Origin of the sequence: Petrocella atlantisensis (assembly GCF_900538275.1) — a bacterium.
Classification (GTDB): Bacteria; Bacillota; Clostridia; order Lachnospirales; family Vallitaleaceae; genus Petrocella; species Petrocella atlantisensis.
Map to the genome: position 1 here is coordinate 2936335 of NZ_LR130778.1, position 20591 is coordinate 2956925.

Sequence of the window (20591 nt, forward strand, 5' to 3'; positions counted from 1 at the left end):
TCACTAAATTCACATACAATATGTAGATTACGTAGATACATTCGTAACTATATATTGTATGTGAAAGTTCAACTATATAGTTTTGACACCTTAACCAATAATTGAATAATAAAATAGGAGAATGGTTATTATGAAATCAAAAATTGTAGAAGTAAAAAATGCAACAGGCTTGCATGCAAGGCCTGCATCTGGGTTTGCAAAACTTGCAACGGCTCAAAAATGTGAAGTCTTTTTAGAGAAGGATGGTAATAAAATCAATGCAAAAAGTATTTTAGGGATACTGACATTAGCAATAGGACAAGGCAGCAAGGTGACAATTATAACAGATGGCGTTAATGAAGAAGCTTCTTTGAAAGAACTGGTGGATTTTGTCGGTCAATTAGAAGACTAGATCTGGAAATCTAAAAAGCCTCATAAAACAGGAAATTCTTGTTTTATGAGGCTTTTTATTGGTAATATTTCCAATAATGTTGTAAAATCATAGGTGATATATAAGACGTGGATGGGGTGACAGGCATGAATAGATTAATGCGACTGATAAGAAACACGGGTATGGCTATAACAATAGGTTTGGTTGTAGGCATCATGGCCATCTTTTTTAATGCTGCCATAAACGGAGGTGTCGCTTTAACCAGGTCTTGGTTAACATCCGAGAACCCGAGTATCCTACTACTACCTATTATAGGCGCCTTAATAAGTACAGGGATTTATACGCTTTATCTTAGAAACGGGCAAATTGGTTTGGGCATTGTGCAGGTACTTGTTGAACTGGAATTTATAAAAACCCAATTGATGCGTCCTTTTAGGGTCTTGATGCACGTTGTGGGTGCAATCGTGACATTAATTTTTGGATTTTCAGCAGGTCGATTTGGACCTATTGTGCACCTTGGTGCTTCTATTGGTTCGAACATTGCCTATTATTTAAAGCTTGAGTCTAAAGATATTAGGCTCCTTATTGGTTGTGGTGCAGCAGCAGCTATTGCAGCCGTATTTCATATGCCCTTATTTGCAGCGGTATTTGTTCTTGAAGTATTATATAAGAAGCAATTTGCAGATTTTTTTGCACCGATTGTTATGGCAAGTGTGGTGGCCAATTTTGTTGGTAGAGTCACACAAAACGGTCAAACCTTTCCTGTAGAAGTGAATGGTGTTTCACTTATTTCTCCGGAATTAATTTGGCGTTATGTCGTATTTGGTTTGCTCATGGGCTTTATTGCCATTTTATATATGATGTCGATACAGCTTTTTACGGGACTTTTCCAGAAAATGAAACATATCCATATTCGTCTTTTTTCAGCAGCCATATTAATCGGTCTAATAGGGTATTTTTTTCCATTAAACTTTGAATTGCACAACAATACGACCTATAGAGTGTTAACCGGTGAGTTTGGACTGGGTCTTTTGCTTGCGATTGGTTTGATAAAGATACTGGCTACCGGCATCACTTTAGGTTCAGGATATGTTGGTGGCAATTTCTATCCGGGGGTCACCATTGGTGCTTCCTTAGGTGTGGCTTTTGGAAAAATCATAAAGCCATATGGTGTGGACCATTCTCTTTTTGGTTTGCTGGGCATTGGCGCCATGATTGCTGGTTATCTAAATGCACCTATATCAGGCATTATTCTAATTATTGAGTTTTCAGGGCAATATGAAATGCTTATACCGGCACTTATCGTATGTGCTCTATCTGTATCGACGACTTTTCACCTCTATGGCAAGGATATATTTACAGATGCCTATACTAAGACCATAAAAAACCTAGTGTGAAAACACCAGGTTTTTTATGCTAGGAATGTTGAATCCTAGTGAACAAGAATCATTTATTTGTCAGTCTTTTACAATATCATAATTCCAATCATTAATGCCTCCCATATCCAAAACATTTGTATAACCCATGTCCATTAATGCTTTGGTAGCGACTTCACTTCGGTTACCGGATCTACAGTAGACAAGAATTTTTTGATCCAGATCCGGTAATAAGTCTGGCGCTTTTTCTCGGATATCAGTATGAGGGATTAAAAGAGCCCCAGGGATATAACCTGAGTCAAACTCCTCTTGAGTACGAACATCGACAAGCAGGAAATCATCCTCAGTATCCATGATGTTTTTAGCCTCTTCTGCGGTTATGCGTGAATCATTCTGACCACAACCAACCAGTAAGGCGAGAATTATAAGTGTAACAACGGTGATTTTTTTCATAGTGCACCTCTTTCTATCATGGCTAAAATAGTTGTTGATTAAATATACCAAACATAGCAAATGCTTATAATGATAGTATACTATACATATCAAAAATGTGACAACTTAATAGAATTGATCCTATTTGACTATTCTTATGAAAAAAGGTATACTAAATTATGAGAAAATTATCAGATGACAAAGGCTAACAGCCAAAGGAGAAACATATGGAAGAAATTATCATAGAAGCGTTAGAACGCCCTAAAAAATCAGGAAAATTTAAAGAACAAGGTTTCGTGCCTGGTGTATTATATGGAGAAGGCATTGAAGCGACCACATCCGTTAAATTTGATGCATTGGTCATTAAAAAGCTTATATCCCATCATGGTTCAAACGCCAAAGTTTGGGTCCAATATAAAGGTTCGAAAAAATTCGGTTTTGTAAAAGAAGTACAGTTTGATCCGCTTTCAAGAAGATTATTGCACATTGATATCCAAATGGTTGCCAAAGATCAAAAGATTCAGCTTCATGTACCAATACATTTCAATGGTGAAGATGCATTAAAAATCAATCAGTTGGAATTCCAGATTTACAAGCATGAGGTTACTGTAACAGGTGACATGACGTTAATGCCAGAAGCTATAGAAGTGGACGTTAGTGAAATGGCTCTAGGTGATCAAATCACATATGCTGATTTCAAATTAGATGAAAGTCTTGTAACGGACGACTTAGAATTGGTTTATGGTGTTGTGAATCATCTGAAAGTCCTTGAAGTTGAAGAACCTGAAACAGATGTAGATGGTGCTGAAGTAGTTCAACCTGCATTAGTAGGCGAAGAAGAAGAATAAGATATAATTTATAAATTAGAATAGAGACCGATAAGGTCTCTATTTTTTTGCCTTTTTTTGTCCATAAGATAGCAACAATTAGAAACGTGAATACGTCAAAGAAATATGTAAATTTTGCTATTGACTTATGTGTTAAAAATGATATGATGGACAAGTGTATTACATTAACTAGTACAGTGAAGAGGGCGATTATATGGGGAAAATCATGACCATAAAAGGTCTTAGAAAAGTATATCGAATGGGCAATGAAAAAGTAATCGCTTTAGATCACATTGATCTAGATATTGAAGAAGAAAAAATTTATTGTCTTCTTGGACCATCCGGTTCAGGCAAATCTACTTTACTTAATATGATGGCTGGATTAGAAGCTCCAACAAAAGGTTCTATAAGTTTTAAAAATCTAAAGATTGAAAAAATGAATGAATCCGACTTGGCTAATTTTAGAAGGCGACATATTGGTTTTATTTTCCAGTCTTATAATCTCATACCAACACTGAACGCTCTTGAAAATATAACAATGCCATTGCTTTTTAAAGGGGTACACCCAAAAGAACGGCATAAAGTCGGTATGGAAATGTTAGATGCAATAGGCATCAAGGATAGATGGCGGCATAAGCCAACAGAAATGAGTGGAGGTCAGCAACAAAGAGTGAGTCTTGCACGGGCCTTTATTAATGATCCGGATATTATCTTTGCAGATGAACCGACAGGCAATCTAGATACAAAAACGGCCAATACAATGATGATGCTCATGTTGGGGTTGGTAAAAAAACGACGACAGACCTTAATCATAGTAACACATAATGAAGAATTGGCTGTCTTTGCAGATTATGTTATTCATATCAGGGATGGAAACATCTTTGAGATAGTGGTTAACACTTAAAATTAAATATATAATACTATATTTGGTCATAATGACTAAGGAGATTTAGCATGAAAAGAATCGTATCATTCATTATGGTATTTTGTTTATTAGGTAGTCTGTTACAAAATATGTCTGTTAGAAGTGCAACAGATTTGACGATTTCAAGTGTTTCAACAAGTCCGGCAACGATAAGTGCTTATAATGAATTCACCATTACGTTTACAGTTACCAATAGATCTACAGGGATATTGAGTCAGATATTCATTGAAATAGAAAGTGGTGAGTATCAACTAAAAGAAAGTGGGTCAAAGGAATTAATTCTTGAGGGGAACTTGGAGCAGGGTGCAAATTTTTCTAAAACCTTGACAATGAGAAGGGTTGGAGAAACATCCACATCCATACCGGTCAAGCTGACATATGTAGGTGGAAATACAAGCCAAAGTGATTATATATCGGTTAATGCTACCACTGGAAGTGAAGTGCCAAGCGAACCTGAACCACCTATAGATACGAAGGCATACCAGCCCTACTTGAATCTTGAAGATGCAACTTTTCCAATAGTGTACCTAGGTGAAATAAACGAAGTGATTATTGGTATTAAGAACACAACTCGTTATCAAGCTAGGAATTTGATAGTTACTCCGAATCTGACAGATTTGCAGGTGGCGGGTATTCGCGTGGAAGCCATAACGTTTCACCCTAATGATACGACCATAGATGGACGAAAAGAAAAAGATATGAAGATGAAATTTGTAGTGGATGATACTGTAGCAGAAGGCAACTATCCAATTACATTGGAACTTCAATACAGAAACAGTTATAATGATCTTTTTACTCAAGAAATCAAAACGTATTTGAGGGTTGTAAGAGATATGACCAAAAGCCATCAGGTACAGTTGAATTTGATGAATGAGCCTACTCAAATTTCCTCTGGTGATCAGGTGTTTTTGAACTTGTCCCTTAGAAATGATGAACAGCCTATATCATCACCTAGGATCGAGGTTAAAGAGAAATCAGACTACTTTACATTACTATCAGGTAACGAAATTATGGATTACCAAAAGCTTATGGGAAACGCATCTGTAACAATGCCCTTAACTTATAAAATATCGGATGAAACGCCACAGGGATGGTATAATTTGGTCATAGCTTACAGTTATATAACTCAAGAGGGCTTTAAGCTTAATAGAAGTAATACCATCCGATTATATGTAAAAGGACAAGCAATTAGCAGTGCTATGGTTTCTATAGATGAAGTGGCTTACCCATCATCTGTTAAACAAGAGCAGCCTTTTGTAGTCAGTTTTGTAGTTAATAACGCTGGCCCTAAAGATATAGAAAATATTAAAGTGTCCATAGAAGACAACACAGTATTTTTACCAAAATCAAGTGCATTAATACAGGTAAAAAAATTATTAAAGGGAGAGAAGGCCGCTTTAAGCTTCCAACTTGTAGCAAGTGGTGATGATTTGAAAGAAAGAAACTATCCCATAACCTTTAATATAATATATGACTACGAAAAATCCGGAAAATATGAACAAGAGACATTGAACCAGGTAATGGGTGTTTATGTTATTGGAGAATCGGCGGAAAGCATAAGTAAGGGCGTACCTAAAATAATCATTGAGCAATACATCGCAAATCCGATTATGGTGGATGCAGGCACTGAATTTGATTTAAGCTTAAGGATTCAAAATGCCCATTCCAGTCAAAAAATCTATAATATTAAAACCTATTTAACCGCTATAGAAACCTCTGAAACCACTCGGAACAATATTTTTATGCCGGTTAATAGCTCTAATACATTTTATATTGATGATATTGGTCCGAAAGGGATTGTCGAAAAATCTATTCGCCTCTACGCCATGCCGGATGCTCAACCAAAAACCTACACCATACAGGTGAATTTTGAATATGAAGATAAAGACGGAAACCCGATAACAGCCACAGAATTAATTGGTATCAATGTGAAACAGCCAACCAGAGTGGAGATGTCGGATTTTAATCTACCGACAGAAGTTATGATGGGCGAAATGATTCCCATATATTTTGATGTCTACAATACAGGTAAGGTAAAAGTATATAATCTCATGGTGCGTGCAGAAGGTGATTTTAATCTTGAACCGATGAGTAAATATATCGGTAATTTTGAACCTGGTTATCAGGATTATTTTGATGCCTACATAACCCCAAATGCCTCCGGTCTTATAGAGGGAAAGATTATATTAGGCTATGATGATCCATCAGGAGAATATATGGAGGAAGTAAAAACCTTTTCAATACAAGTGATGGATAATTTTGAAAATCCCGGAGATGTTGGCGAGTATCCGGAGGAATTCCCAGGTGAAATGGAAGGTGAGAATGGTAGCAGCCTAATGGATAAATGGCTGTGGTTATTGATTCCTTTATTGGTTGGTGTTGGTTTCACAATAGCCATTGTTATGAAAAAAAGAAGGTTAAAAAAAGAAGGAATGATGTTGGATGAGGATTAAAGATCTTATTATGGTGAGTATGAGAAATCTTTGGCGGCGCAAACTTCGGACAAGTTTAACGATTCTTGGTGTTGTCATAGGAACGACATCTATCGTTCTCATGATTTCTCTTGGGATTGCGATGAACCAAAACTTCATAAAAGAAATAGAAAGAATGGGTTCATTAACCACGATTAATGTATACCCGAGCTATCGATATGACCCAATGATGAAAAATAAACCATCTTCTGGATCTTCAGATGAAGGTATGATAACAGATATGACCATAGCAAGTTTTGAAAACATCGCAGGTGTAGCGATTGCTTCACCTGTCTTGGAACTTAGTCTTAAAATGACAGCAGATAAGTATGTATCATGGATACAGTTAAGGGGTATTAAACCGGCTTTATTGGAAATTCAGAAAATAAAAATAACAGAGGGTCGACTTCTTGAGGAGCAAGATAAACTGGCTTTTTTATTTGGCTCGGAGGTAGCTTATAGTTTTTATGACCCTCGAAATAGTGGGGACGGCATGTGGTATTCGGAAGAAAGTAATGAAGAAAGAATGCCGCCACCTGTAGACCTAATGACAGCTAGACTAAAGGCTTCTTATGACATGAATTTTGGTGAAAAGACACCTCCCGGAGGTACGGGTACGAAGCCGGTACGTCCTTATAACATAACAGCAATCGGCATTATAGAAGGTCAAGGCGAACATGCCTATAGCGTCTACACCACCTTAGATCAAGCAAAAGCCATTAAAAAAGAACAAGATCGATACAATACATCTGTCCCCGGTACTGAAACGACGCATGCAGGTTCCAAAAAGAAGACAGAGGAAACATATAATAATGCCATCGTTCAAGTAGAAGACATAGATCAGGTGGAAACAGTGATTGAAACGATTAAAGGTATGGGATTTGAAGCGTATAGCCTTATAGAGTATCTTAATAGCATGCAAAACACTTCTAATGCTATACAGATGGTGCTTGGTGGTATTGGTGCTATATCTTTATTGGTCGCGGCCATTGGTATCACTAACACGATGATTATGTCCATCTATGAAAGAACCAAAGAGATTGGTGTCATGAAGGTCATAGGTGCTAAGATGAAAGATATAAAAAAAATGTTTTTAATTGAGGCGTCGATGATAGGGTTTATAGGAGGAGCGACAGGATTAATCATCAGTTTTGGGGGCTCTAAGATACTTAATTTTGTTGGTAAGAATATTTCGCTTTTCGGTATGGGCGGTGGAGGTGTTGATGCGCAATTGTCTGTCATACCTCTTTGGTTGTACCTATTGGCAATAGTATTTACAACGTTGGTAGGCTTGATTTCAGGTTACCTACCGGCAGTCAGAGCCATGAAACTAAGTGTCCTTAGTGCACTAAGAACAGAATAAAGACATGCCTTCATATTGTTTTATAAGTTAGGTAAAGGTATAATAGACAAAAATGAGATTTTAAGTTAATGATATGAGGAGCCGGGTTATGATGAATCAAGTAAAATATACAATGCCTGCTGAATGGGAAGCCCATGAGAGAACCATCATTGAGTGGCCAGTAAAGGCATCCCTAGTATGGCAAGACAACTATGAAGCGGTATGTATGGGTTATGGTGAACTTGTTAGAGCAATAAGTGCCTTTGAACCGGTAACGGTCATTATCAATGAGGAAGATGAAGAAGACATTCGAAGGCTATGCGGTACGACGGTAGATATAATTAGAATACCTCATAATGACGCTTGGGCAAGAGACAATGGACCTACTTTTGTTAGAGATGGAGAAGGTAAGCTTCATGGCATCAGTTGGAGATTTAATGCTTGGGGTGAGAAATATTTGCCCTATGATTTGGATGACAAGGTGGCATCCATATTACTGAATCAACTGGATGTACCTTGTATAGAAGTGCCTTTGGTATTAGAAGGGGGTTCGATCCATGTGGATGGTGAAGGTACACTACTAACTACCAAAGAGTGTCTTCTTAATCCAAATCGGAATCCGGACTTAAGCCAGGCGGATATAGAACTTATTATTAAGAGATATCTGAATGTATCCAAAATCATATGGTTGGATCAGGGTTTATATGGTGATGAAACCGATGGCCATATTGATAATATCGCCTGTTTTGCAAAACCGGGTGCGGTTCTATTACAAGCGTGTGATGACCCCAAAGACCCTAATTATGAGATTACTCAAAAAGCCAGAGAAGTGTTAAAGCACGCCAAAGATGCAAAATCAAGAAATCTAGAAATTATAGAGCTACCAACGCCACCACCTTGTTATTATAATAATGAACGTCTAACACTCAGTTATCTGAACTTTTACATGGTCAATAAGGGTATCATCTTGCCAGTGTTTGGCGGGGATGCAACTTTGACCGACGAGAGGGCAAAAAGCATCTTAGAGAAGGTTTTTAGTGACAGAAAAGTTATAACAGTGGATGGTATGGCATTAATAACAGAAGGTGGCAATGTGCATTGTATCACACAACAAATGCCCCTAAAAGCAATAAGTGATATCAAGGAGGGTAAGCCATGAGAAAGGTCATCGTTGCAGCAACTCAAATGAGCTGCTCATCAGATAAGAAGGAAAATATACTAAAAGCAGACCGATTGGTCAGAGAAGCAGCTGCAAAAGGTGCACAAATTATTCTAATACAGGAGCTATTTGAAACACCTTATTTTTGCCAGGTTGAAAAACCAGCATATTATGAATATGCCACATCTGTCGAAGACAATATGGCTATCTTGCATTTTAAAGCTGTAGCTAAAGAACTTGAGGTTGTATTACCGATTAGCTTCTATGAGAAAAAAAACAATGCCAGGTATAACGCGATTGCTATCATAGATGCTACCGGTGAAGTGCTAGGCATCTATAGAAAAAGTCATATTCCTGATGGGCCTGGGTATGAAGAAAAGTATTATTTCAATCCTGGAGACACAGGTTTTAAAGTATGGTCCACAAAATATGGTGTTATCGGTGTTGGTATTTGTTGGGATCAGTGGTTTCCGGAAGCGGCAAGAGTTATGGCGCTTATGGGTGCTGAGATGCTATTATATCCCACAGCCATTGGATCAGAGCCTCATAGCCCAGAGGTTGACTCGAAAGACCATTGGCAGCGTTGTATGATGGGACATTCGGCGTGTAATCTTATGCCGGTCATTGCCTCAAACCGTATTGGAGAAGAGAAGGATGATGAATCATCGATTGTCTTTTATGGATCCTCCTTCATAACCGATGCTACAGGAAATAAAATTGCGGAAGCCTCACGGGATGAAGAAACCATTCTACTTGCGGAGCTTGACTTGGAAAAAAATGAAAATCAACGCATTGAATGGGGAATTTTTAGAGATCGCCGACCGGATTTGTATCAGCCCATTTTAACGAACGATGGATATTTGAAAATATAGGAGGTTTTTTTATGCGAGATATATTTTTTTCGAAAGAGAAAATGAAATACTATGAGCTATTAAGTCGCCAATTTCCAACGATTCAAGATGTCAGTCGTGAGATTATTAATCTTGAAGCTATTACAAATCTGCCTAAAGGTACCGAACATTTTCTGTCAGATGTCCATGGTGAGCATGAAGCGTTTGTGCATATCTTAAAAAATGGATCAGGTGTGGTACGACGTAAAGTCGAAGAAATTTTTGGAGAAACCTTATCTGAAGATGAGAAAAGCAAGTTTGCCAGTCTTATTTATTATCCCAAAGAAACATTGTTTCATATGAAGCAAAGCAAGGATAAGGTAGAGGAGGCTTGGTACCATCAAACCTTGAAACAGTTGGTAAGTGTATGCCGAGAGGCATCTTCTAAATACACCAGATCGAAAGTTAGAAAAGCCCTTCCTAAAGGTTTTGAATATATCCTTGAAGAACTCTTGCATGAACAAGAGTATGTCGAAAATAAGCAGGCCTATTATGACAGCATCCTTAGCACGATTATTGAAGTTGGACAAGTGGAGCCGTTTATCATTGCCATTAGTGAACTGATTCAAAGATTTGCCATTGACCATCTTCATATCATTGGAGATATTTATGATCGCGGGCCAGGTGCTCATATTATTCTGGATACTTTAATGAAATACCATTCAATTGATATGCAGTGGGGGAATCATGATATTGTGTGGATGGGCGCTTATGCCGGTTCTCTTCCTTGTATCGCAAACGTACTAAGGGTATCCATGCGCTATGGGAATCATGAATTATTAGAAGAAAACTATGGGATTAACTTACTGCCTCTAGCCAAATTCGCCATGCAGACTTATAAATATGTGGAACCTTCTTTTATGCCTAAGGTGATTAGTGAACTGAATCAAAAGGATGCATTGTTAATCGGGCAAATGCATAAAGCCATATCGATTATTATGTTTAAGTTGGAAGGACAATTTATAACACGCCATCCAGAATATAATATTCAGAACCGATTGTTATTGAACTTTATCGATTATGAAAAAGATACCATCACTTTAGATGGAGAAATCTATAAATTGGATTGGTTCGGTTCTCCAACCATAGACCCGAAATATCCCTATGAGTTGTCGAATGAAGAAATGGAAATTATCCTCAAATTAAAAACATCCTTTATGACCAATGAAAAACTGAAATCACATATTGATTTTATGATGGCAAAAGGGAGCATCTATTTGAACTATAACAATAATTTACTTTTTCATGGTTGTATACCTACAGATGAAGACGGTAAATTCTCAAGGGTAACCCTAGATGGTGGTACCTATTCGGGAAAAGCCTTGCTAGATCACTATGAAAAAATGTTAAGAAGCAGTTATGCGAGAAGATTTGAAGCAGTAGATGACTACGACATCGATATTTTCTATTACTTATGGATGGGACAATACTCATCTCTATTTGGAAAAAGTGTAATGAAAACCTTTGAAAGGTACTTTATTAAGGATCCAATAACCCATAAAGAATATAAGAATCCCTATTATAAACATTATTTTAGTGCAGATTATTGTGACAAGGTCTTTGAAGAATTCAGGATGAATAAAAAAGTATCCAGAATTGTGAATGGGCATGTGCCGGTTCGTGTTGGTAAAGGTGAATCGCCGGTTAAAGCGGATGGTAAACTGATCGTTATTGATGGCGGTTTATCAAAAGCCTATCAGCCTGTTACCAACATTGCCGGTTATACCTTAATCTATAATTCACACGGTCTATTGTTAGCAACTCATGAGCCCTTTGATTCAGCGAAAGAAGCCATAGACCATAATGTAGACCTGATATCTGAGATTAGTATTATTCATAAAGCCGATCACAGAGTACTGGTTGGCGAAACGGATATAGGGAAAAAACTTAAAGAAGATATCAATAACCTTAAAACTTTGCTTGGTATGTATCAAAAAGGTATTTTGTAAAGTCAATAAGTGCTTAACTGTCAAGAACTTCTTGGCAGAAAAGCACTTATTTCTTGACAGTTAGGTCAAATATGTTACAATATAGTCAATTGTAAAAGCGATGACGGTGTTAAGAACTATAATTGGTTCTTAGTAGATGATCGGTTTCCTTTAGAGAGTAGGTGTCTTAGGCTGTGAACACCTATAGGTTCAGCCGATGATTGAACTTCCCACTTGAGCTGCATGTCTGAAAAGAGTAGGACATGCCGTTAACGCACGTTAAGCGTCCAAAGTGCCTGCTACTGCAGGAATTAGGGTGGTACCGCCGATGAAATCGGTCCCTTGTTAGGGATGGATTTTTTTTATTGTGAAAAATCATGTACTGAAAAACGAAAGGAGTCCTAATGAAAGAACAGCTGGAAGCAATTAAAATCAAAGTCGTAAGAAATCTGGACAACATAGCGAACCTTAAGGCACTAGAAGAGGTCCGCGTTAACATACTGGGGAAAAAAGGAGAATTAACATCCATTCTAAAAGGTATGAAAGATGTTGCGCCAGAAGATCGTCCTACAATAGGCGCCCTAGTCAATGAGGTAAGAACGGACATCGAAGCAGCTCTAGAAAATGCTAAGAACAATCTAGCGTCAAAAGCCAGAGAACAACAACTTAAAGAAGAGGTCATTGACGTGACCATGCCTTCTAACAAAAAAGTTCTAGGACATCGTCATCCTATGCACATTGTCCTTGAAGATTTGAAAAACATATTTATTGGGATGGGCTATCAGATTGCAAAAGGCCCGGAAATTGAAGAGGACTATTATAATTTTAAAGCATTAAATATTCCGGAAGATCATCCTGCAAGAGACGAACAGGATACCTTTTATATTGATAAGAATTTTGTTCTTAGAACGTCGACATCACCAACACAAGTACATGTCATGGAACATGAAAAACCGCCTATTCGTGTCATAGCTCCAGGAAGGGTATACCGTTCAGATGAAGTTGATGCAACCCATTCACCTATGTTTCATCAGGTAGAAGGCTTGGTTATAGATGAGAACATTACGATGGCAGATCTTAAGGGAGCTTTGGCGGAATTTGTCAAAGAGCTATATGGGGAAGATGCTAAAGTGCGTTTTAGACCCCATTATTTTCCTTTTACGGAGCCCAGTGCTGAGGTAGATGTATCTTGTTTTAAATGTGGTGGTACAGGTTGTAATATATGTAAAGGATCCGGATGGATTGAAATCCTTGGCTGTGGCATGGTGCATCCAAAAGTGCTTGAGATGTCTGGCATAGATCCTACCAAATACAGCGGATTTGCCTTTGGTATGGGTCTTGAGCGTATAACGATGTTAAGGTATGGCATTGAAGATCTGAGACTTTTTTATGAAAATGATATTCGATTTTTAAAGCAGTTTTAATGAGGTGGACAGAAAGGAGTAGCAGACTATGAATGTATCAATGAATTGGTTAAAAGAATATGTGACAATAGATAATGATGTACAGACATTTGCGGACAAGATGACCATGTCCGGTTCGAATGTAGATCGTATAGAAAAAAAAGGAGAAGCCATTACAGATGTTGTCATCGGTAAGGTTCTAGAAATTGTAAAACATCCGGATGCAGATAAATTAGTTGTAACCCAAGTGGATGTGGGAGAAAAAACCATTCAGATTGTAACGGGTGCTGAAAATATGAAGGTTGGAGACTTAGTGCCGGTAGCCCTTCCGGGCGCAAATCTTGCAGAAGGCTTGAAAATCAAGGAAGGTCGGCTTAGAGGCATAGCTTCTAACGGTATGATGTGCTCAGTAGAAGAATTGGGTCTGGATCCGGAGCATTTCCCGGATGCACCTGAACACGGCATCTATATTATAAAAGGTGATTACCCACTGGGTAGTGATGCAAAGCCTGTTTTTGGACTGGATGATGCTATTATTGAATTTGAGATTACATCGAACCGTCCGGACTGTTTTAGTTTGCTTGGGATTGCAAGAGAAGCAGCAGCAACCGTAGATGCAGATTTTCACTATCCGGAAATTCATTTTAATGAAGTGGCGGGTGATATCAACCAACATGCTTCTGTAGAAGTCATTGCAACCGATCTATGTCCCAGATTTGTAGCAAAAGTTTTAGTGGATGTGGACATAAAGCCTTCACCAAAATGGATGCAAGACAGGTTAAGATCTGTAGGTATACGACCCATCAATAACTTAGTAGATATAACTAACTTTGTCATGGTTGAAATGGGCCAACCCATGCATGCTTATGACCTTGAAGAGTTGATTCATGGGAAAATTATTGTAAGGCGTGCCAAAGACAAAGAAAAAATGATGACCCTTGATGGTGAAGAAAGAGAATTAGATGATACCATGCTTGTCATAGCAGGGGAAGAAGAAGTCATTGGCGTAGCAGGTGTTATGGGTGGTGAAGGTTCTAAAGTCAAAGACCATACCGGAATGATTTTACTTGAGGCAGCCAACTTTGACCCAGCCAGTATTCGGAAAACCTCAAAAAAAATAGGTCTAAGAACGGATGCATCCACAAAATTCGAAAAACATCTTGATCCAAATACAGCCTTGATTGCTATGGAACGTGCCTGTCAATTGGCAGAGATGATAGGTGCCGGTCGAGTTATGGCAGGCATTATTGATGTGAATAACAGCAAAAGAGAGCCTAACAAGGTGGCCTATAATGTTGGAAATATAAACCGACTTTTAGGAACGGATATTTCAGAAGAAGAAATGGTAGGTTATTTCAAACGTTTGGAGTTTGTGGTTAACGAAGAACAAAAAGAAATTTTGGCACCTACATTTAGAGCCGATATCGAATGTGAAGCGGACTTGGCTGAAGAAGTGGCAAGGCTATATGGTTATGACCTTCTACCAACAACCCTTGCAACCGGGACACCTACAGTCGGTAAAAAGAATTTTACTCAAAGAATGGAAGACCTAACAAGACAGATTATGGAAGATTGCAGTCTCAATGAAGCGATGACCTATTCTTTTGAGTCACCGAAAGTATATGATAAGTTAAAGCTTGAATTAGATAGCCCACTTAGAGTCGCGGTGAAGATTGATAACCCGCTTGGAGAAGATTTTAGTGTCATGCGTACATCAACGGTTAATGGCATGTTACAAGCCCTATCCAATAATTATGCCAAAAGAAATGAAAAGGTTGGCTTATATGAAATCGGCACCATCTATGAACCAAAGGCCATCCCTCTTAAAGAATTGCCTAAAGAGTCTCAGAAGTTAACCATTGGTATGTATGGTGACTGTGATTTTTTCAAGCTTAAAGGAATTCTGGAAACTTTGTTTGAAGCTTTTAATTGTCTTGACTTGGCAAAATGGGATCCTAATTTAGATGTATCCTACCTTCACCCGGGACGAAAAGCTAAAGTCTTATTAAAAAACAAAGATATCGGTTATATTGGTGAGGTGCATCCGGATGTTTTGGATGCATACGATATTCATGATAAGGCTTATATTGCGGTCATTGATATGAAAGATCTGATTGATGAAGCGACACTTGACCATAAATACACACCAGTTCCTAGGTATCCGGCAGTTAACAGAGACTTGGCTATGTTGGTAAAAGAAGAAATATTGGTTGGCACGATTGAAGAGGTCATCCGAAGATACTCCGGAAAAATACTCGAAAAATTAGAGTTATTTGATGTCTATAAAGGTAAGCAGATTGAAGCAGGATACAAATCTGTGGCATACGCCCTATCCTTTAGAGCGGCAGACCATACTTTACAGGAAAAAGAAATTAGCAAAACCATGGAAAAAATTCTGAAGGGTCTGGAAAATGAACTCGGAGCTACCTTAAGAAAATAGACTATATTGACTAGCTTTTTTAAAGAAACCCCTTTATAATAATGAGTGACATCATTATAAAGGGGTTTCTTATGATAATAGAAAAGTACTTGGGTATAGAAAAAATAAATAACTTTAAAAAAAGAAGCTATTTCATGGTTTTGATTTCTTTTTTGTTGATTTTTATGAACATGACGGATATAAACAGTAAGGCAGTAAATTCTAATCTAGATACCTTAAGAATTGGCTTAGTTACTCAGTTTAAAGATCAGGATCAGATACAAGTGTTTAATAAGTCAATTGTGCCAGGATTCCATAGTAATGATACATGGATACCGGAATCTACAGTTTTCTCTAAGAGCCAGATGTTTTCTTTCATGCCTTCAACTGGGACATATCTTGTTTCAGAAGAGGTTTTTGAAGATTATGAAAGGGCTCAGTCAAAGGCAGATCAATTAAAGACAGATGGCTTTGCGGTATATCCCGGTTTAGTAGACGTCAACACATGGAAAATCTATGTTGAAACAGGGGATATTCAAGAGACACTAGATCATATACATACACTCTATGATATAGAATTCGTAGAGGCACCTTATAACAGTGAACGCTTAATCATGACTTTTGACCAGACTCAAGGTATAATTTTTGATAACAGTCAAGATAGAGTAGCTGCCATCGGAAGCAATGACAAAATAGGCGATGCCACGGTCATGAACCTTGGAAAAGCGACGTATCGAGGTAAAATCGAAATAGGAAGGTACGGAAAAGAAAAACTTCAAGCGGTTAACATCGTTAATTTGGAAGACTATCTCTATAGTGTTGTTGTTTCGGAAATCTATGCATCATGGCCGATAGAAAGCATTAAGGCACAAGCCGTTGCGGCCCGTACCTTTGCCACCTATTATGTTACAGTTGCAAACAAATTCCCAAACGCGCCTTATGATTTGGATGATACAGTAAATTCGCAAGTATATAAAGGTTATGGTGTTGAAGACAAACGTGTAACGGTTGCAGTAGATGACACGAAGGGAAAAATGATCTATTATGATGGTTCCGTCATACCGGCGTATTTCTTCTCAACCAGCGGTGGGCGAACAGAAGCCAGTGAATATGTTTGGACAGCTTCTGTACCATATTTAAAAAGTATGCCGGATCTTTATGAAACAGAGCCGGCAAGAGCGCCTTGGGTCAAGACCTATACACCGGTTGAAATTGAAAATGAATTGATGAAAAGAGACATAGCAGTAGGCACAGTCCTAGATCTTGAAGTGATGGGTTATACAGAAGCAGGTAGAGTCCTTGAATTAAATGTAATTGGAAGTAGTAGTGCTTATATTCTACGCAAAGAGACCATGCGCCAATGGTTGGGTATGGATAGTCGTAAATTCACCTTAATAAAACCGAAAGATGTACCATTTTTTAAACACTCGGTAATCTCAGGGAAAGATTATGTTGGTGTTGTGGATTACAATAATGCTTATGTTATTAATGGAAGTGGAAGATCAGAAAGATTACTTGGTCAGAAGGAACAAGTTATTGTCATGAGCGCTGATAATATTATAAATCAACCGATGATATCAGGGGGAGCTGGGAAATTTATCTTGGCTGGAGTTGGTTATGGGCATGGTGTCGGCATGAGTCAATCCGGGGCAAAAGGGATGGCACTGGCAGGTTATACTTATACGGATATATTGGAATATTATTATAAAGGTGTTGAAGTAAAATAAAGGGCGCTGTCTTAGAACAACTATTCTCTGATTTTAGTTCTAGGCTATAATCGTAGATATAACACACAGCTTTTCCTTGCCTTACACTTCGTACGGTCAGCGGAAAACCTGTGTATCACATCTACTCGGTAATAGGTCGTCATTTCGTCAATAAAAAGCACTGCTCAATCATCCTTCCTTTTTTGCATCCATGTAAAAATGAAGGACGTTCTACATCCATGTAGAACTGTGATTGATCAGCGCTTTTTCTTTCCTCATTCGGTTTCGCGATAGTAAAAATTTTCTACGCTCAAAAGTAGCCAATAATCTCGTAATCAGCCAACATCGACCATGAAGTTCCTGGAAGCAGTGTGTATGATGGAGTTAGTCTGCATGGATGCAGACCGCCGACTTTTGGTGCAGGACGCACCAACTGGAGGCCGTAGTCATACATACTGTGGAAGGGTTTTCTTGGGACCATCTTTAAAACCGCATTCATTTTATACTCAGTTTATACTAGGGAGTAAAAAAACCTAACTTCATCAAAAAAGTCCCTAAGCTTTTTCACTTAGAGACTTGGTTAACTCATTTAAGTTTTACTTTTACCATTACTTCGCACTTCGCATTCTATACTGCTTAGGTGTTACACCTGTGAATTTTCTAAAGATGGTTGTAAAATAATTCTGATTGTTATAACCCACAGAAATAGCAATATCTAGAATAGAGTAATTGGTTGTTTCAAGAAGATATTGGCTTTCCTTAACCCTTGTCTGATTAACATAATCGGCAAAGGAAAGGTTCATTTCTCTTTTGAACAAGGATGAAAAATAATTTGGTGATAGATTGACATAATTGGCTACGTCGTTTAACCGTATAGGCTCTGAAAGATGTAAGTGGACATACTTTGAAGCATTTTTGATAACACTTACATGGTTAATGTTAGAGAGTTGTAAAACACTGTTGGTATACTTGATGATCATACGCTCAATGATATCGATGAGTTCTTCGAAATTATGAGATTGCTCAATTTTTTGAGCGTAGTACTCAGCTAAAGATAAGGATTTTTCGGCTTCAACACCACCTGTAATAATGGTTCTTGAAAGCAAAGTAGAAAAAGCGATAGCTTTATTCTTTGAATTTCTAAGATGGTTGGGTGAGGTTTGGCTGAAGTACTGAGCCTTAATATGTTCATTATAAAGATCTATTACTTTTTCAATATCACCACTTTGCACCTTCGTTAGAAAAAGAACCTCAAGGGCGTGATTGTGATCACTTTTTTCGATTTCAATAGCATGGTCATAGTTTTCAACCATTTCTTCGGTGAGTTCTGTTAAGTGCGCCTCGGGATATAAATCAGTGACATGTGGGTTGGTTACAATAGCGGCAACCAGTTGTTGTATGTAGTAGTTTCGAGATGAACTGAGGATTGGAATTAGATTAAAAAGGTCCTTAAGCTGTTCCCGTTTGGACATGGAAAAATTCTGTTCATGCATGACTTCATTAATGAGATGTTCGTTGGCTTCCTTAGTTAAGAATGGACCAAGTAATAGTGAACCATAATAGCTGGATGGGTCAGCAACAACAGTAACAAGATAGGATAAAGCATAGTCAGAGTCATAAGTATAGACGCCATTACCATGATTCTTTATGGTATCCTTTACAAAACCAACGAAGGGGTGAAAAATGTCCTCCAAAAAATCATCCACATGTGCGTTAGGTCCATGTGAGAAAACCTTGTTGTGGTTTTGATCTATAACCGTTAACGACAGTCCTGTACCATAGTATAGTGTTTTTGCTAGAGATTCAATGAGTGGTAAATCTAATGCTTTTTGCTTAACGAGATGGGACAATTGATACATTCATGATCAACTCCGTTTCTATGAAAATCTGAAAATACATGAAATGCTAACCTTGACTAGATTTCTAATTGTAATTAGATGAAGTAAACAGCAATAATAACCTTACGGTCACGAATAACTCAACTCTGCCAATAGGAATACTAGAAGTGGGAAGTTGAGTAATAAGTATATATTGATATTTTACTACAAACTTAGATATAATGTAAGGGTATTCTCATTATTTCTATATTAAAAATCTATAAAATTTAGCTTTTTTAATATAGATGGGGTAAAAGACGTGATAAACTCAGTTTGAAACAATGAAGAAGCTGAAATTTTTGAAATAATTATAAAACAATCAGGCTGCTTTTGTAACTAGAGAGGATAATCTAATTCAGTTGACGCCTTAAGTCTTTTTTTATATAATGAGAGGCAGTGTAAAAATGATGCAGTGAAATATTAAGGAGTATACGATGAAGTTAAGTGATTTTACATTTAAATTACCACAAGAATTAATCGCTCAAGAACCATTAGAAGATCGGTCTGACTCAAGATTAATGGTACTAAACCGTAGTGATCGTTCTATAGAACATAAAAAATTCACAGATCTCCTAGATGAGCTTCATCCGGGAGATTGTTTGGTACTTAATAATACAAGGGTAATGCCTGCAAGACTTATTGGAGAAAAACCGGAGACCCATGGCAAAGTTGAATTTTTACTTCTAAGTAGAAAACAGCAGAATCAGTGGGAAGTCATGGTAAAACCGGGTAAAAAAGCTAAGGTTGGCGATATCATTGAGTTTGGCAACGGTATGATTAAAGCTGAAGTACTTGAGATCATGGATGGCGGTAATAGATTGGTCGCTTTGGAATATGAAGGTATTTTTGAGGAAGTTCTAGATCAACTTGGGCAAATGCCACTTCCACCATATATAACGAAGCAATTAGAGGACAAAGAAAGGTATCAAACCGTCTACTCTAAGCATACCGGTTCAGCCGCTGCACCTACTGCAGGGTTACACTTCACCCATGATCTAATGAAGAAAATAACTGAAAAAGGTGTAGCCATAGCATATATTACCCTACATGTTGGTCTAGGGACATTTAGACCTGTAAAAGTAGAGAACGTACTGGAACATGACATGCATTCGGAGTATTATTTTATTGAAGAAGAAGAAGCAGAGAAAATTAATACAGCCAAGAAAAAAGGTGGAAGAATTATAGCGGTTGGTACAACAAGTTCCAGAACCTTGGAATCTGTTGCGGATGAGGATGGTTTTATAAAGAAAAGCAGTGGTTGGACAGATATATTTATCTATCCTGGATATTCATTTAAGATTGTTGATGCTTTAATAACCAATTTTCATTTACCGGAGTCAACATTGATCATGCTTGTGAGTGCTTTAGCCGGACGCGACTTTATTTTAGAGGCATATGAGGCTGCCATAGAATCATCTTATCGATTTTTTAGTTTTGGGGATGCGATGCTGATTAAGTAAGGGAAG

At 37.8% G+C, this 20591-nt stretch carries 15 protein-coding genes and 1 other annotated feature; of the genes, 13 read left to right on the forward strand and 2 right to left on the reverse strand.

What is annotated here, in order from left to right:
* The first annotated feature begins 130 nt into the window (after positions 1-130).
* Positions 131-391 carry an HPr family phosphocarrier protein gene (locus tag PATL70BA_RS13595; RefSeq protein ID WP_125137876.1) on the forward strand — a complete coding sequence of 87 codons (261 nt, stop codon included), beginning with the start codon at positions 131-133 and terminating at the stop codon, positions 389-391.
* A 125-nt stretch (positions 392-516) separates the two neighbouring features.
* Complete coding sequence (locus PATL70BA_RS13600; protein ID WP_125137877.1) at positions 517-1767, forward strand: chloride channel protein; 1251 nt, start codon at positions 517-519, stop codon at positions 1765-1767.
* 60 nt (positions 1768-1827) lie between these two features.
* Here the strand turns inward: PATL70BA_RS13600 and PATL70BA_RS13605 are convergent, their stop codons facing one another.
* Positions 1828-2199: a rhodanese-like domain-containing protein gene (locus tag PATL70BA_RS13605; RefSeq protein ID WP_125137878.1), complete on the reverse strand. Its 372-nt coding sequence runs from the start codon at positions 2197-2199 to the stop codon at positions 1828-1830.
* 206 nt (positions 2200-2405) lie between these two features.
* Between PATL70BA_RS13605 and PATL70BA_RS13610 the strand changes: the two genes are divergently transcribed.
* From PATL70BA_RS13610 to PATL70BA_RS13655, 10 genes are all read left to right on the forward strand, one after another.
* Positions 2406-3026 carry a 50S ribosomal protein L25 gene (locus tag PATL70BA_RS13610; protein WP_125137879.1) on the forward strand — a complete coding sequence of 207 codons (621 nt, stop codon included), beginning with the start codon at positions 2406-2408 and terminating at the stop codon, positions 3024-3026.
* A gap of 193 nt (positions 3027-3219) precedes the next feature.
* The gene (locus PATL70BA_RS13615; RefSeq protein ID WP_125137880.1) at positions 3220-3909 is read left to right on the forward strand and encodes an ABC transporter ATP-binding protein; all 690 of its coding nucleotides are present in this window, start codon (positions 3220-3222) and stop codon (positions 3907-3909) included.
* Between the two features lie 50 nt (positions 3910-3959).
* Positions 3960-6383: a COG1361 S-layer family protein gene (locus tag PATL70BA_RS13620; protein WP_125137881.1), complete on the forward strand. Its 2424-nt coding sequence runs from the start codon at positions 3960-3962 to the stop codon at positions 6381-6383.
* Positions 6373-7764, forward strand: coding sequence for an ABC transporter permease (locus PATL70BA_RS13625; protein ID WP_125137882.1), 1392 nt, complete (start codon positions 6373-6375; stop codon positions 7762-7764). Before PATL70BA_RS13620 ends, PATL70BA_RS13625 begins: the two co-directional genes overlap by 11 nt.
* An 88-nt stretch (positions 7765-7852) precedes the next feature.
* The gene (locus tag PATL70BA_RS13630) at positions 7853-8902 is read left to right on the forward strand and encodes an agmatine deiminase family protein (protein ID WP_125137883.1); all 1050 of its coding nucleotides are present in this window, start codon (positions 7853-7855) and stop codon (positions 8900-8902) included.
* On the forward strand, positions 8899-9774 hold the full coding sequence (aguB, locus tag PATL70BA_RS13635; protein ID WP_125137884.1) for an N-carbamoylputrescine amidase: 876 nt from the start codon (positions 8899-8901) through the stop codon (positions 9772-9774). The genes PATL70BA_RS13630 and aguB overlap by 4 nt, the downstream gene beginning before the upstream one ends.
* An 11-nt stretch (positions 9775-9785) precedes the next feature.
* Positions 9786-11741, forward strand: coding sequence for a fructose-1,6-bisphosphatase (locus PATL70BA_RS13640; protein WP_125137885.1), 1956 nt, complete (start codon positions 9786-9788; stop codon positions 11739-11741).
* 109 nt (positions 11742-11850) lie between these two features.
* Positions 11851-12066: a binding site (T-box leader), on the forward strand.
* Positions 12067-12124: 58 nt separating this feature from the next.
* Entirely contained in the window at positions 12125-13144 is a 1020-nt protein-coding gene (pheS, locus tag PATL70BA_RS13645; protein WP_125137886.1) for a phenylalanine--tRNA ligase subunit alpha, read from the forward strand.
* Positions 13145-13172: 28 nt separating this feature from the next.
* On the forward strand, positions 13173-15563 hold the full coding sequence (gene pheT / locus PATL70BA_RS13650) for a phenylalanine--tRNA ligase subunit beta (protein ID WP_125137887.1): 2391 nt from the start codon (positions 13173-13175) through the stop codon (positions 15561-15563).
* Between the two features lie 71 nt (positions 15564-15634).
* Entirely contained in the window at positions 15635-17269 is a 1635-nt protein-coding gene (locus PATL70BA_RS13655) for a SpoIID/LytB domain-containing protein (protein WP_172596252.1), read from the forward strand.
* Between the two features lie 587 nt (positions 17270-17856).
* Here PATL70BA_RS13655 and PATL70BA_RS13660 read toward each other — a convergent pair.
* Entirely contained in the window at positions 17857-19107 is a 1251-nt protein-coding gene (locus PATL70BA_RS13660) for a helix-turn-helix transcriptional regulator (RefSeq protein WP_125137889.1), read from the reverse strand.
* Positions 19108-19559: 452 nt separating this feature from the next.
* Between PATL70BA_RS13660 and queA the strand changes: the two genes are divergently transcribed.
* Positions 19560-20585, forward strand: coding sequence for a tRNA preQ1(34) S-adenosylmethionine ribosyltransferase-isomerase QueA (queA, locus tag PATL70BA_RS13665; RefSeq protein ID WP_125137890.1), 1026 nt, complete (start codon positions 19560-19562; stop codon positions 20583-20585).
* Positions 20586-20591: the final 6 nt, after the last annotated feature.

Bases quoted from the DNA above. Each gene is read 5' to 3' on its own strand.
- PATL70BA_RS13615 (WP_125137880.1), top strand. From the start codon at position 3,220: ATGGGGAAAATCATGACCATAAAAGGTCTTAGAAAAGTATATCGAATG.
- pheS (WP_125137886.1), top strand. From the start codon at position 12,125: ATGAAAGAACAGCTGGAAGCAATTAAAATCAAAGTCGTAAGAAATCTG.
- PATL70BA_RS13630 (WP_125137883.1), top strand. From the start codon at position 7,853: ATGATGAATCAAGTAAAATATACAATGCCTGCTGAATGGGAAGCCCAT.
- PATL70BA_RS13625 (WP_125137882.1), top strand. From the start codon at position 6,373: ATGAGGATTAAAGATCTTATTATGGTGAGTATGAGAAATCTTTGGCGG.
- PATL70BA_RS13605 (WP_125137878.1), bottom strand. From the start codon at position 2,199: ATGAAAAAAATCACCGTTGTTACACTTATAATTCTCGCCTTACTGGTT.
- aguB (WP_125137884.1), top strand. From the start codon at position 8,899: ATGAGAAAGGTCATCGTTGCAGCAACTCAAATGAGCTGCTCATCAGAT.
- PATL70BA_RS13600 (WP_125137877.1), top strand. From the start codon at position 517: ATGAATAGATTAATGCGACTGATAAGAAACACGGGTATGGCTATAACA.
- PATL70BA_RS13640 (WP_125137885.1), top strand. From the start codon at position 9,786: ATGCGAGATATATTTTTTTCGAAAGAGAAAATGAAATACTATGAGCTA.
- PATL70BA_RS13620 (WP_125137881.1), top strand. From the start codon at position 3,960: ATGAAAAGAATCGTATCATTCATTATGGTATTTTGTTTATTAGGTAGT.
- queA (WP_125137890.1), top strand. From the start codon at position 19,560: ATGAAGTTAAGTGATTTTACATTTAAATTACCACAAGAATTAATCGCT.
- PATL70BA_RS13595 (WP_125137876.1), top strand. From the start codon at position 131: ATGAAATCAAAAATTGTAGAAGTAAAAAATGCAACAGGCTTGCATGCA.
- PATL70BA_RS13660 (WP_125137889.1), bottom strand. From the start codon at position 19,107: ATGTATCAATTGTCCCATCTCGTTAAGCAAAAAGCATTAGATTTACCA.
- PATL70BA_RS13610 (WP_125137879.1), top strand. From the start codon at position 2,406: ATGGAAGAAATTATCATAGAAGCGTTAGAACGCCCTAAAAAATCAGGA.
- pheT (WP_125137887.1), top strand. From the start codon at position 13,173: ATGAATGTATCAATGAATTGGTTAAAAGAATATGTGACAATAGATAAT.
- PATL70BA_RS13655 (WP_172596252.1), top strand. From the start codon at position 15,635: ATGATAATAGAAAAGTACTTGGGTATAGAAAAAATAAATAACTTTAAA.